This is a genomic window from Atopobium sp. oral taxon 810 str. F0209, assembly GCF_000466405.1.
Classification (GTDB): Bacteria; Actinomycetota; Coriobacteriia; order Coriobacteriales; family Atopobiaceae; genus Olegusella.
In genome coordinates, this window is record NZ_KE952964.1 from 1 (window position 1) to 13248 (window position 13248).

Annotated in this window: 12 protein-coding genes, 2 tRNA genes and 1 pseudogene; 8 read left to right on the top strand and 7 right to left on the bottom strand. The window is 52.7% G+C overall.

Annotated features, from left to right (window positions below; all coding sequences use genetic code 11):
* Nucleotides 1-444 precede the first annotated feature (444 nt).
* A complete protein-coding gene (locus HMPREF9069_RS07120; protein ID WP_021626551.1) occupies nt 445-1095 on the bottom strand; it encodes a hypothetical protein in 651 nt (216 codons plus the stop codon).
* 53 nt (nt 1096-1148) lie between these two features.
* Here HMPREF9069_RS07120 and HMPREF9069_RS09790 point away from each other — a divergent pair, with 53 nt between their 5' ends.
* Nucleotides 1149-1703 (top strand): hypothetical protein, encoded by a 555-nt coding sequence (locus tag HMPREF9069_RS09790; RefSeq protein ID WP_021626552.1) that lies wholly within the window; start codon nt 1149-1151, stop codon nt 1701-1703.
* A 298-nt stretch (nt 1704-2001) separates the two neighbouring features.
* Nucleotides 2002-3315 carry a hypothetical protein gene (locus HMPREF9069_RS07130; protein ID WP_021626553.1) on the top strand — a complete coding sequence of 438 codons (1314 nt, stop codon included), beginning with the start codon at nt 2002-2004 and terminating at the stop codon, nt 3313-3315.
* Between the two features lie 301 nt (nt 3316-3616).
* Here HMPREF9069_RS07130 and HMPREF9069_RS09440 read toward each other — a convergent pair whose 3' ends face one another.
* The 3 genes and pseudogenes from HMPREF9069_RS09440 to HMPREF9069_RS07145 all read right to left on the bottom strand — a co-directional run bounded on the left by HMPREF9069_RS09440 (nt 3617) and on the right by HMPREF9069_RS07145 (nt 5430).
* Nucleotides 3617-3754 (bottom strand): hypothetical protein, encoded by a 138-nt coding sequence (locus tag HMPREF9069_RS09440; protein WP_021626555.1) that lies wholly within the window; start codon nt 3752-3754, stop codon nt 3617-3619.
* Nucleotides 3755-3882: 128 nt separating this feature from the next.
* Nucleotides 3883-4869 (bottom strand): annotated as a pseudogene (gene guaA, locus HMPREF9069_RS07140) (glutamine-hydrolyzing GMP synthase); the annotation flags it as partial.
* A gap of 132 nt (nt 4870-5001) precedes the next feature.
* The gene (locus HMPREF9069_RS07145; protein WP_021626557.1) at nt 5002-5430 is read right to left on the bottom strand and encodes a MarR family winged helix-turn-helix transcriptional regulator; all 429 of its coding nucleotides are present in this window, start codon (nt 5428-5430) and stop codon (nt 5002-5004) included.
* Between the two features lie 133 nt (nt 5431-5563).
* On the opposite strand from HMPREF9069_RS07145, the gene HMPREF9069_RS07150 reads away from it, so the two are divergent.
* Nucleotides 5564-6112 carry a glutathione peroxidase gene (locus HMPREF9069_RS07150; protein ID WP_021626558.1) on the top strand — a complete coding sequence of 183 codons (549 nt, stop codon included), beginning with the start codon at nt 5564-5566 and terminating at the stop codon, nt 6110-6112.
* Between the two features lie 195 nt (nt 6113-6307).
* On the opposite strand, the gene HMPREF9069_RS09260 is transcribed toward HMPREF9069_RS07150, so the two are convergent.
* Nucleotides 6308-6463, bottom strand: a complete 156-nt coding sequence (locus HMPREF9069_RS09260; protein ID WP_021626559.1) for a hypothetical protein — start codon at nt 6461-6463, stop codon at nt 6308-6310.
* A gap of 173 nt (nt 6464-6636) precedes the next feature.
* On the opposite strand from HMPREF9069_RS09260, the gene HMPREF9069_RS07155 reads away from it, so the two are divergent.
* From HMPREF9069_RS07155 to thpR, 3 genes are all read left to right on the top strand, one after another.
* Nucleotides 6637-7824 (top strand): DUF349 domain-containing protein, encoded by a 1188-nt coding sequence (locus HMPREF9069_RS07155; protein ID WP_198009740.1) that lies wholly within the window; start codon nt 6637-6639, stop codon nt 7822-7824.
* An 86-nt stretch (nt 7825-7910) separates the two neighbouring features.
* Nucleotides 7911-9227, top strand: a complete 1317-nt coding sequence (locus HMPREF9069_RS07160; RefSeq protein ID WP_021626561.1) for an amidohydrolase family protein — start codon at nt 7911-7913, stop codon at nt 9225-9227.
* A gap of 10 nt (nt 9228-9237) precedes the next feature.
* Nucleotides 9238-10401, top strand: a complete 1164-nt coding sequence (thpR, locus tag HMPREF9069_RS09070; RefSeq protein WP_021626562.1) for an RNA 2',3'-cyclic phosphodiesterase — start codon at nt 9238-9240, stop codon at nt 10399-10401.
* A gap of 172 nt (nt 10402-10573) precedes the next feature.
* Here thpR and HMPREF9069_RS07170 read toward each other — a convergent pair whose 3' ends face one another.
* The gene (locus HMPREF9069_RS07170; RefSeq protein ID WP_021626563.1) at nt 10574-12196 is read right to left on the bottom strand and encodes an aminotransferase class I/II-fold pyridoxal phosphate-dependent enzyme; all 1623 of its coding nucleotides are present in this window, start codon (nt 12194-12196) and stop codon (nt 10574-10576) included.
* Between the two features lie 408 nt (nt 12197-12604).
* Between HMPREF9069_RS07170 and HMPREF9069_RS07180 the strand changes: the two genes are divergently transcribed.
* Nucleotides 12605-12681, top strand: a tRNA-His gene (locus HMPREF9069_RS07180).
* A gap of 5 nt (nt 12682-12686) precedes the next feature.
* Nucleotides 12687-12763 (top strand) — tRNA-Lys (locus tag HMPREF9069_RS07185).
* Between the two features lie 216 nt (nt 12764-12979).
* Here the strand turns inward: HMPREF9069_RS07185 and HMPREF9069_RS09610 are convergent.
* A partial coding sequence (locus HMPREF9069_RS09610) for a hypothetical protein (protein ID WP_021626565.1) occupies nt 12980-13248 on the bottom strand: 269 nt, incomplete at its 5' end.

Genomic DNA, 13248 nt, shown 5'->3' on the forward strand with positions numbered 1-13248 from the left:
AGGAATGGGTCAACGAGTTCGAAGAATAATGAGTCAACATACCCGCAGTTCAACGAACGTTTCTTTCACCTTGTGACACCACTAGACAATGCCCGTATCAGGAAAGGTACGGGCATTGTTTTGCATCTGCCCGCCTGAATATGAAAGGCAGGCAGGTTATGGGCGGTGAGGCAAATGACAACCAGGAGATCACGCAGGGCGTGCAGCGCAAACAGTGTTGACATGTCTCAAGGAGCACGGGGCATCCCTCGCAGACGCGCGGATGACCGCGCCTCTATAGCGTATTGATGGCATTCATTTGCGCTTTAGAAGGTGCAGGGCGGGAGACGGATCCCCATCCCGTCTCCCGCCGACTTGCAAGTTACGCAAAACATTTTGATATACGCTATAGGCTTCTTGCTATTAATGCGGTTTGGAAGTTCAATGGCAAGCAGTTCCCATCTCCTAGATGTGACCGAAGTGGTCCCCCATGTAGGAGAAGTATGCGTTCACGCTCTTGATCTTCTCCTCTAGCGATAGGGATTTCTCCGATTTGAAGGCGTCATCGTAGAATCTTTTCGCCTCGGGATCCTGCTCGCGGTAGGCAGCCGCGGCTTCCTCGCGCTCGGCTTGGTCGCGTTCCTCCTGCTCTTCCCGCCTCCGCTTCTCGGCAGCTGCCCTGCGCCTCTCCTCGACCGCCTTCAGGTTCTCGAGTGCGTCGTTGAACGAGTAGTCGCGCACCTTCGGGTTGTCGGACTGCAGCCAGGTTGACGGCGTCGCGATGAACCGTGGTTCGACCTTCCCCTCCTGCGTCAACACGTAGCAGCAATAGCTCCGGCGCAGGAACTCGTCACCGACGCCGTACTCCTCCTTCCTCAGCTCCCACTCACGCAGCGCCGCGCGCCTGCTGCGAGCCGAGCACTTGTGCTCCGGCACAGCTCTCCATGCCTCCTCAAAGTTCTGGGAGGGGTGGATGGGTAGGTTGTCGGTAATCTCCCTGTACTCTTCAGTATCCAAGTCTTTGTATACGTACAACGGAATCGCGCCGTACCCGCCATCGTCGATTCGATGGGGGTATGGAGAAATCTCGCCATACCCCTGCTCCAAAACCTCCACACCCTTCCTCGTCGGGGAAGGTAACCTTCCTCAGTCTGTCTGCGTTCAGGTCTATGAGCATCACGTTTGCGAGCGTCATCCCTCTGGTACCAACAGTTCTGAAGCAGCGCTTCACCAGTCCCAAATCCTCGAGGCGCTGCAGGGCCGCTTCGCCTGGGACCGCGTCACGCCCAGGCTCTTCGTCAGCTGCTTGTATTGCGCTGCAGCATGTCGGCCCGGAACTTCTTGCGCATCCCGACGACCTCGCCAGATTGCTCGTCGCGCACCTCCGTGACCCTGTACCAGTACACGATGTCGGCGAGTATCAGCGCACTATCGAGTTGCACCCCGCAGGGTCCTTCACGATCGTCTGGTACCAGACGCGGCACGTGATCGCGGGCGAGTTTGGCAACGGGGATGCCCGCGAGAGAGCCTTGGGGGCCAACTACGCGGCTGTGCAGCGGCGCGTGAACGAGATGCTGGGCACGCGGGGCCCCTCCGTCGACGTCGATGCGCTGACGCGCGCCGTTATCCGTGGCGACTACGGCACAACGGCGAGGAGCGCAGGAGAAGGCTGGGGTCGAGCTATGCGGACTGTTCAGAAGCGCGTCAACCATATGCTCTCTTAGGCGCTGGGCGAGGCGCTGGCGCTGACTCAAGGAACAGGCGGGCTACGTCCTCGGCATCATCGCGTGTCTGGCCCTAATCCTCGTCTTCCTGCTACTCGTGTTGGTGTTCAAGGCGTTCAGAGAAATCGGAGAGATCACCAAGGACGATGGCTGAACCTTGGGCGCTACATGCCTAGATGGACATGCAGCACCCATTTCCTTCACCGGTTTTATCCGATGCACAAGCCCCTGCTATCATTACATTTGCGGCGTAAATGACATTGCATTTCACTCGTTATTCGTTAAGCAGGCTAGCGATATGAAGTTCTCATTATTTGGGTGGCTCAATGAGGAGCCCAAGGAAGAGCCTTGCGTAGAGACACACGATATCGTGCCCGTCAATGGTGCGGATATCGTTCCCGGCAAGGCCGACGAGAAGCTTGATCTTGCGCTCTACGAGCACGTCACGCTCGATACCGAGGGAATCAGCGGCAGGGCATTCGTTGATGCCCTCATCCCGATGGCCGGCAACATAGCCGACGCTACTGCGCAGTGGGACCACGCGATCGTGCGCTTCCCCGAAGGCGCAGGCTGGAACGACCTTCTGAACCGCAAGACACCGGGCTGGGAGGATTGGAAGCAGCTCGGCATTCTCAAGGACGGCAAGTTTCAGCCACAGGCCGCAATCAGGCAGGCCAAGCTGCAACCAGTCGCCGTTGCGAACCTCGCCCTGCAGGGCGCCGCCATCGTGGTCGGGCAGGCGTACATGTCCGAGATCAGCAAGCAGCTTGAGGGCATCGGGTCGAGCATCAGCGCTATCCAGGAAGAGATGCGATTGGAGCGCGAGTCTAATGTCGAGGCGAGCTTCGAGATGTTGCGTGAGTACCTGACGCTCTATGCCCAGATAAGCGACAATTCCGAGAGACGCCAAGCTATTCATGGCGCAATAGAAGGCATCCGCAAGGACGCGCTGGCAGCTTGGGCCTTCGAGCTCAAAGCTATGCACACCTTGGACAAGCGACTCGCTGCACCTGGAAAGATGAAGAACGATGACGTCAAGAAGGGCATCAGCGAGTTCAAGGTCAGAGAGCGCGACGCCCAGGCCGCCTTCCGACTCTTCGTGGCTGCCGAACAAGCCAGCATGCAATATGACGAGGACTTAAGCGAGAATCGCATCGCGTTCGAGCGCGACAGGCTGCAGAAGGAGATTGCGGAGTACGGTGAGGTACGCGGCTCGATACAGGGAACCCTGAGCAAGCGGATCGAGAAACTTGACGGTAACCTTCTCGATATTGCCGACACCGTCGAAGATGACTACACACCGCAGAACCCCGTCTTCGATGCGTTTCACTTCGTTGGGCAGAATGCTCCGAGGCTCTGGCTTCCAGCCATGCGCGAGAAGGCCGTGCGGAACCTCGATTCAAAGAAGGAGCGTTGGAGCAGCGTAGCCATGGTTGATAGCCCTATCGCGCCGATTGGCGAAGAGCGCTTGAAGGGTCTCAACCAGCTTGACTTCATTTACAACCAAGCGGACACCATGCTCGTCGACGATGGAGGCTTGCACTTCGTCAAAACGCGGACGGACGACGAGGCCAATGAAGAACAAGACCTCGAAGAGGACAGCTCAGAATAACGAGAGGCCGCCTGCAATGCGCGCAGACGACCTCCCTCTTTCAGTCTCTCTATGGGCCTCTTCTACTCCAGCGGTTCCCACCCAGTCGCGGTAGACGGGGTCGCCCCGTCCCACCACCACTGCGGGCTCTCGACGCCCGACTGGCAGAGCATGTCTAGGAGCTTGCTTCTGAGCTCGCGGCGGCATGCTCTCGAAGTCGGTGCGCATCGCGGCGAGCTGGGCCATGGTGGTTGCCGCCATGTCGTTGCAGATCTGCTTCTTCTCCTCGAGACGGTAGCTCTCGGGCGAGGATAGGCAGAGGTCAGAGGTCTGTGCGGAAGTAGGCTATGTCCTCGTCCTGCTGGAGCTTCCTCGTCGTGGCTTCGTCCTTCATTTTCTTCTCCTTCTGGATGTCCCGGATCCCCTTTGAGCAATCCTGGGCCGCTACAAATCCTGCCACAAATAATCCCAAGAGGAGCGTTTTCTAGTGAAGAACAGTGGTGCGCCGATTTCTCGAACACACCACTTCTGACCTGCTGATTTGTTGCTTTTCTGATGGGAGTGAGAAAGAGCGTTTCCTTGCGGATTTTATTCCCACTCAATCGTGCCGACGGGCTTCGGGGTGAGATCGTAACAGACGCGGCATACACCAGGCACCTCATCCAAAATGCGCGCGGTAACCTTTTTGAGCAGAGCCCAATCCAACTCAGGCACTTCCGCTGTCATAGCATCCACCGTGTTGACGCAGCGGATAATAACCGGCCAGTCAAAGGCACGCTTGCCATCACGCACGCCAGTCGCACGCATATCGGGCACCACCGTGAAGTACTGCCAAATCGCCCCAGCAAGACCCGCCGCGGCAATCTCATCGCGCAAAATCTTGTCGCTTGCGCGCAGAGCCTCCAGACGATCGCGCGTAATCGCGCCCAAGCAGCGCACGCCCAAACCAGGACCAGGGAACGGCTGGCGATAGACCATCTCATCAGGCAACCCAAGTGCGCTACCTACCACGCGCACCTCGTCCTTGTATAGATATTTCACAGGCTCTACCAGCTCAAAGTCCATATCCTCAGGCAAGCCGCCTACGTTGTGATGAGCCTTCACACCCTTCTCGGACTCAATGATGTCAGGATAAATTGTTCCCTGTGCAAGGAAGCCCACACCCGAAAGCTTGGCTGCTTCCTCGGCAAATACCTTAATAAATTCTCCGCCGATAATCTTACGCTTTGCTTCAGGCTCCTCAACACCCTCAAGCAAGCCTAAGAAGCGGTCAGTACCGTCAACATACACCAGGTTTGCGTCTAGCTGATTCTTGAACACCTCAATGACCTGCTCGGACTCCCCCGCACGCATCAGACCATGATTCACATGCACGCATACGAGCTGCTTGCCAATAGCACGGATAAGCAGAGCTGCCACAACAGAAGAATCAACACCACCAGACAGCGCCAGCAGAACTTTGCCATCCCCCACCTGCGCGCGAACCGCCTCGACCTGCTTGGCAATAAAAGCCTCAGCAAGCTCAGCTGTTGTAATACGAGCCATGTCCTCTGGACGCTTGTCAGCCATGTGACACCCCTTCTTTGTTGCATGTCATGCTACTTGCACCATTCAGTTCCCAAGCTCTAAATAGTGTACGTAAATCGTAGCGGAAAGATGCTTTGGTCACTGAGAACTGCTCATAATTTCAGAGTCACACATCGACGCTTAGCCCAAGTCGGAAAGCATCTGCTGCAACATCGCGCGAAGTTTTGCTATCTCGGCGGCACTCATAGGAATACTCTCCCCCATTTTGGCGGGAATCTCAGCTGCCTGCTGCTCGAGGGCACGACCTTTTTGGGTAAGTTTTGCCACTACACGGCGCTCATCTTGTGTATCACGCTGACGCACAATTAGACCTTTAACCTCAAGTTTCTTTAATAGAGGAGTCAACGTCCCCGAATCCAACATCAAACAGGCACCCAACTCGGATACCGATTGGTCCCCATGCTCCCACAGCGACATCAACGTGAGATACTGCGGATAAGTCAGCCCCAGCGGATCCAACAGCGGCTTGTATGCACGCGTAATTGCTCGCGACGCCGCATACAACGGAAAACAAAGCTGGTTTTCGAGTTTTAGCTGTTCGTAAGACATGGACACCTCTTGCTCACCAATTGTGTTGACTTCATTTTACATTGTACACAATTTATTTGTGTGATACTGTCTTTGCGAGCGGAAAAGTTGTGGAAGCGCCACAACTACTGTCCGCCTTAGATAGGAGTTCAACATGGCACATAGCATTTATGATTTTACCGTCACCAAACCCGACGGTAGCACCCAAAGCCTTGCCGACTATAAAGGCAAGCTTTTGTTGGTAGTTAATACCGCCACTGGCTGCGGCTTTACTCCTCAGTATGAGGATCTCGAGCGTATTTACCGCGAATATAAAGCACAGGATTTTGAAATCCTTGACTTTCCTTGCAATCAATTCCGCAACCAAGCGCCTGGCTCTGACGAAGAAATTCACCAATTCTGCCAGCTAAAATTTGGCGCAGATTTCCCTCAGTATAAAAAGCTCGAAGTCAACGGTGATGGTGCTGACCTCCTCTTTGTATGGCTTGCCACCGAAAAGCCTTTCCAGGGCTGGGGCAAGAGTGTCAAAGCTTTGGCGATGAAACCTGTTGGCGCGAGCGTCGACAAAGAGTTTGGCGATAAGGCCTACGTCAAGTGGAATTTCACCAAGTGGCTTGTCGACCGCGAAGGCAATATCGTTGCTCGTTTTGAGCCCACTATTTCTATGGACGAGGTCGAAGCGGCAATCAAGGCTGCTCTATAAGCAAATAAGTGAGCATCGTCACGCTTTTCCGCGTGTCTTGCCCACACAGAAACGATAAAAGTAGCAGTTTGCGACTTCAGCATTTACAGAGATACAGGTAAATGCCATATCAAAATTTAAGTCGCAAGCTGCTACTTTTTGTAAAACACGGGAGCTCTGCGTCCTTACTGCGGCCCCGTGACATCAGCCAATCCGCTAGTCGGATATATCAACGTCTAAGGTAACGGCAAAATCATATGCGGGATAGCGCTTCTTGCAGGCCGCTTTGATCTGCTCACATACGCTTTGGCGGTCAGCCACATCAAAGCTCACCACAACATCCAAGCGCGCTTCGTGGGCAGCTTCGTCCACGTAATGCTACCTGAGGCTCTTGTTCTGCGTCGCGATCCTTCGTAGTCATCAATACTTCCTCTCACCCGACTAACTCAGCTGTTTATACCCATCTAGGACGGAAACTTCGCAATCATGGTTCATAATGAGCGCATTAGTGCATGCGAGGCGCAATTGCGCACATGGGAGTAGATATGGCTTTGTGGGAAAAAATTCTTGACTTTGGCGATCCTTATGCCGAGCAAAGGCAGTTCACGGATGAGACAAGTGGAGCAAAATTTGCTGAGGTAATCTACGGTGGTCGTAATGCTGACGATGAGCCATGCAAGCCCGCAGATGACCCCAAAGGTGTTGGTCGTTGGGTTGCAATCGAACGTGATGGCGCCTATGAGCTGCTGCTTTGGAAGCACGACCGCAAATCTGGCGGCAAAACCGAATATGGTTCGGACATTACGGGAGAGCCCCTCGAACAGATCCACGAAGTATTGGTCAAGAAGGTCGCGCTGGTCAAAAAGGCCGAGGCTTTGCTTGAAGACGAAAGACGCGACGGAGCTGCCCTGCGTGCAATGAACGCCTTGATGGACGAATGGAAAGCCATCCATGGCTTCCGCACTCCACGCGAAGACGAGTTGTGGAACACATTTCAAGCCGCACGCACAAAGTTCCGTGAAGAACGTAATGCCGTTATGCAATCTATGGCCAAAGCCAAAGAAGAGCTGGCGCAGCAGGCCGAAGCCGTCGCTGAAGCCAAGGATTTTCGCAATGGTAGCGCACGCATGCGCGAGTTGATGGATCAGTGGCGCAAACTTAGTTCCGCGGGTCGTCAGGCTGACGAGGCGCTTTGGACTCGCTTTAATGGGGCTCGTCAGGCGTTTTTTGACGCACAGCACGAAAACTACGAACGTCGCCAAGCAAAAATTGCCGAGAATGCCGCCGCGAAAGAAGATCTCATCAAACGCGCGCAAGAACTCAGCGATGCCAAAGATTATTCGCGTGAAGCCACCGCGGCTATGCGTGCTCTAGGTGATAAGTGGAAAGCTACAGGTTTTGCCGGCAAGGAAATTAACGACCAGCTTTGGGAACGCTTTCGCTCAGCTCAAAACCCCTTCTGGGACGAACGCAAAAAATACAATGAACGTCGTCATGCCGAGTGGGAGCAACGCCACACCGAATGGTGCGAGCGTATGGAAGGCGTCCTTGCGACAAAGCAGCGCACTCTCGACAAGCTTGAGGAGCAGGTCGACGTTTTGGAATACCAGCTCAAGGCCACCGATGATGATATCCGTCGTCGTGACTTAACTGAACGCTTAGAAGAGTATCAGCGCGACATCACTGATATCGAGCATGATATGGCCGATATCCGCCGCAAGATGAAACGTTAGGTTCCACGGACACCATAGGTACCATAAGCAACATCTAAGGTGTCTAGTGATTTCCCAAATCACTAGACGTCTCAAAAGCAGATAGGATGGCGATTTTCATGGCCAAGTACAGCAGCTCTCATACCAAGCGTGTGTACGTAAATGGCGTCATTCTTGATGGCACCAAAGATATGACCGCTCAGACAGGCAAAGCAGTGCTTGTTGAGGGCGATACAATCGTAGCAATTAGCGAGCAAATCTCCGATTTGTCTGGATATGAGATTGTTGATTTGGGCGGGCGCTATCTTTTACCTGGTCTTATCAATATGCATGTACATCTTGCAGGCAACGGTAAACCCCAAAAGAAGCAGCGCGACGCATCCGCACTGGTAGATAAACTCTTTTCCAATCCTATCAGCGCAGCTATTGCTCATGCGCTAGTACGTTCCTATGCAAAAATTGAACTGATGAGCGGAGTTACTACCGTACGTACCGTTGGCGGCCTCCGCGATTTAGATACGCGTGTACGTGATGAAATTGCTTGCGGCAATCAGTTGGGACCACGCATCATTGCGGCAAACGAAGGTATTTCAGTACCTGGTGGTCACATGGCAGGCTCAGTTGCGATAGCTGCCGGAAACTCCGATGCTGCACGTGCTCTGGTTCACAAGGCTCAAGCACAAAATGTTGACTTTGTTAAGCTTATGATTACTGGCGGCGTACTTGATGCGAAGGCAAAAGGTGTGCCAGGCGAGCTCAAGATGCCTCCCGAGATGGTAAAGGCCGCCTGTGATGAAGCTCACGCCTGTGGCTACATTGTTGCAGCACATGTTGAATCAACTGAAGGCGTCAAAGTTGCTCTCGAAAATGGTGTTGACTCTATTGAACACGGTGCCGAACCCACCGATGAGATCATTCAGCTGTTCAAGGATCGCGGCGCCTTCCTGACAACCACCATTTCACCAGCCCTCCCCTATGCCCTTTTTGATCGCAGCATATCCAATGCTTCAGAGGTAGAGCAGTTCAACGGCAAAATGGTCTTTGACGGTATTATTTCTTGCTCAAAAGCAGCTCTTGCGAATGACATTCCCGTAGCCCTTGGCAACGATGTTGGCTGCCCTTGGGTCTCACAATATGACTTCTGGCGTGAGCTGGTCTACTTCCACAAGATGGTCGGAGTCTCTGAGAAATTTGCTCTCTATACGGCCACTCTGCGCAATGCTGAGCTGGCAGGTATTGGGGATAAAACTGGCTCTATCGAGGTAGGCAAATGTGCCGACATGATTGTCTGCTCCAAAAATCCTCTTGAAGACCTAAGCGCGTTGAGAGATATCGAAATGGTTGTGGCACGAGGTTACTTGATTAAGTACCCACACGTCACTCGCAAGAGCATACTTGACCGTGAGCTAGACAAATTCTTGTAGGACTGCATACATGGACGAGCCTCAGGATCATACCGACAAAAGCAAGCGACTCTTTATTGCCATCTGGCCTAGTGAAGCAGTACGTCGCGCGCTGATAGCCACTCAAGATGACCTCAGCCCGCTCATTGCGCATCCCAAGCCTAGCTCCAAACGCAACTTGCATTTGACCCTCTCCTTTTTAGGTGAATGCACCGCTTTGCAGGAAACCGCAGCCAAACGCGCGATAGTCCGCTGTGCACAGGATACTTTGCCATTTGAGCTGAAGTTGGCATCTATTGGTTGTTTTGAGAAGCGTCATGGCGGAGCGATTGTGTGGCGAGGCTTAGACGGCGATCTGGATAGCCTACACGCACTTCATGCACGACTTTGCGCAGAGCTTGCAGCGGAGGGATTGGGCGATTTTCAAAGCAGTAGCTTTAGTGTATACATTCCCCATATCAGCCTTTTCCGTGGCGCTCGTCTTTCAGAAAACTCTGAAGCCGCAGGCTTGGCAGAAGCTTTGACAGCACAATCTCAAGAACACCACGGCGATACACGCTGGGCAGCGCGTTGGCAGGCTTCCTCGCTTTCACTGGTTTGGAGCCATCGTGAAAGCAAAGAGGGACCTCTACTCTATGATGAAATCGCTCGTGCTGAGTTCTCGGCAAGAGAGCCGTCCGCCCAAGCCGTAGCCACAAAGACACCGCATCCTCGAACGATATTTATCGATGCCGATGCCTGTCCTGTCATTCGCGAGACTCTTTCCTGTGCGCGCAAGCAGGGCGTTCCCGTTGTAATTGCAGGTAATACCACCCAAAACCTCGAACGCCATATTCAAGCGAGCGATCCTCGTAGTCCCAAGCATGCCAAGGGAGGCTTTTGGGTAGATGTGCTCGACGTTAGCATTGGAGCTGATAGTGCCGACTTTGCCATCGTCGAACGTCTTGCGCCAAAAGATATTGTGGTCACCCAAGATATTGGTCTGGCGGGAATGGCGCTTGGCCGCGGCGCTACAGCGATAGGAGTACGTGGACGTATCTATCGCAAGGAAACCATCGACTTTGATTTGATGTTGCGTCACGAAGAAAAGAAGGTTCGCCGCGCAGGAGGACGCACAAAAGGACCCACTCCCTTTACCTCTGAAGACTGCAAGCGTTTCGTGGCCAAGCTAAAGCGCCTGCTCACACAAAACTAGCGTGAGTAGGCGCTGAAAAACAAGCAAAGGCTTTGCTTGCATACGAGCGTGACCCTGCTTTACATGCCGGCGTACTGGCATGGTTCTACTTACTTCTCTGCGTGCTGACATGATCCTGCTTACGTCTTGGCATGCTAGCATGGTCCTGCTTTACATCTTAGCGTGCCCCGGCTTACTGGCGGTAATAGCTCAGGAAGTCTGCTAGCTTGTCAACGGCTTCTTTGAGGGTCTCGATACGCGGCAGATAAACAATGCGGAAGTGGTCGGGTTCGCTCCAGTTAAAACCAGTGCCCTGGACAATGAGTACTTTTTTGTCTTGGAGCAAATCGAGAGCAAACTGCTGATCGTCGGTGATATTGAAGCGCTCGCGATCAAGCTTGGGAAAAATGTAGAAGGCCGCCTTGGGCTTAACCACACTGATACCAGGAATATCTTTGAGCGCGTTGTAAACATACTCGCGCTGCTCGTAGACACGACCACCCGGCTGGACATAGTCGCGCACCGACTGGTGACCCCAGAGCGCCGTCTGGACAATGGACTGAGCAGGCACATTAGAGCACAGACGCATATTCGAGAGCATGTTGATGCCCAAAATATAGTCGCGAGCAATGCGTTTGTTACCAGACAGTACCATCCAGCCAATACGATAACCAGCAATCATGTGGGACTTGGAGAGACCTGAGAAAGTCACACAAAACAGGTCAGGAGCTAGCGAGGCAACAGAAACGTGCTCACCCTCTCCTTCCATAACGAGACGATCGTAAATCTCGTCAGAAAAGATAATTAACTGGTGCTCACGAGCAATATCCACAATCTCTTGCAGCACCTCGCGCGGATATAGTGCGCCAGTTGGATTGTTGGGATTAATGATAACAATAGCTTTGGTAGCAGACGTAATCTTGGAACGAATATCGTCCATATCGGGATACCAGTCTGCCTGCTCGTCACAGAGATAATGCACGACCTTGCCACCAGCAAGCGTTGCGCAGGCAGTCCACAGCGGGTAGTCTGGGCTTGGAATCAAAATCTCGTCACCATCATCAAGCAGCGCCGACATCGACAAATTGATAAGCTCAGAAACACCGTTGCCTGTATAGATATCGTTCATCGTGACGTTTGGCAGGTCCTTGACCTGCGAATACTGCATAATTGCTTTGCGCGCCGAAAAAAGTCCCTTGGATGCCGAGTAGCCTTCACACTTGGTCAGCTGAGCAGCCATATCCAAAACAACCTCATCGGGAGTACGAAAACCAAAAGTCGCAGGGTTGCCAATGTTGAGCTTGAGGATGCTCATGCCATCCTCTTCCATACGGTTTGCCTCATCGACAACAGGGCCACGCACGTCGTACAACACGTTTTCGAGCTTGGCAGATTTTTTGAACTGGCGCATAGGATGAACCTCCCGGTACATTTTTTTCTGTGCAGTAGAGCTGAACTTTTGACCACCATTTGACTGATTTGTTGCAGATAAACCCGAGTTGAGGGGCGCAGTAGTGCCCGTGGTAGCTCGCGTACCAGACCGCTCATCATCGGCTGCTCGGGTCGCTGCTACATGATCGCGAGTCGTCTGCTTCTGATTAGTACCTGCAAGCCAGTTTTCTTCAACTCCCAAAAGCTCGGCTAACGAATTCAACACGGCAGGGCGTGGCATAGTTTTGCCGCTTATATATTGGCTCAACTGGCTTTTGCCGAGCTTTACTCCCTGCACGGAGGCCAGATGCAAAAGATCGACCTGCTTGAGGTCACGCTCCTCCATAATCTTGACCAAGCGCTCAGGAAAACCCTGACTATCCATGTCTACTCCGCTCGTCTCTGACTGTCCATGCCTGCTCTGCTCGTTTAAATCTATCTCGCGTGGAAGCACCACGCTTGAGCTTAAAATACGAGCTTTCTTCACGCAAAAGTTCAAAGTTCAATTTAGTTCTCAAAACGTTGGGAACATAATAGTTCAAAGTTCAAGATTAAAGTTCAGAATATTATTCATCATGAAGCTGACACAGTACATTTATTATTCAAATAAGCAGATTGTTTTTCTTCAGCTCGTATTGAATAACGTTTCCCCAGTTCAGAATGCTTTTCTTTGGCAAGATATCAAACTAATTCGCGCTATTTTCAAAAAAGATAAAATTGTCCTTGCATTTCTTTTGGTGCTAGGTAATAATTACTTCCGCTGAAGCGCGACGAAAGCCGTGCGGGGCAGATGGTGGGTGTAGCTCAGTTGGCCAGAGCGCCGGACCGTGGCTCCGGAGGTCGTGGGTTCGAGACCCACTACCCACCCCATTTATGCGCTGTTAGCTCAGCTGGCCAGAGCAGGGGACTCTTAATCCCAAGGTCCAGGGTTCGAATCCCTGACGGCGCACCAGAAACACAAGGTCAGAGCTTCAGCTCTGACCTTTTTTCATGCCGAAGTGACACAGAGTGACAGAAAAGTTTCACCATCTCCACCTCAAAAAGATTCACCATTCCTCATCCCCATCCAAAAAAAGGTCTCTCTTTCATCATCCTCTCCAGAAAAGGTTCACCGTTCATCATCCCATCCCGAAAGGGTCCCTTTTCACGTTTGGCTCCACAAAAGACCTCATAAATTTTGCGCTTGCGAGGAAATAGGAACCCGATTCACTGTCTGCTGATGAATCGTGACTCTTTTCGCATGTTGCACTTCGCGCCATAATACGTAACGCGTTGAGATGCCGTATGCATCCCACACTTGTTTGCCTCGAAATTTGAACCATTTACGGTTTGTATCCCTAAAAGCAACAATCTTGTGACCCGCCTCAGATATCAAGACAGCATTTTCATACCCCTCTTCGCTCTGAAGGCCGATGTGTGCCATTTGCTGAAATTTGT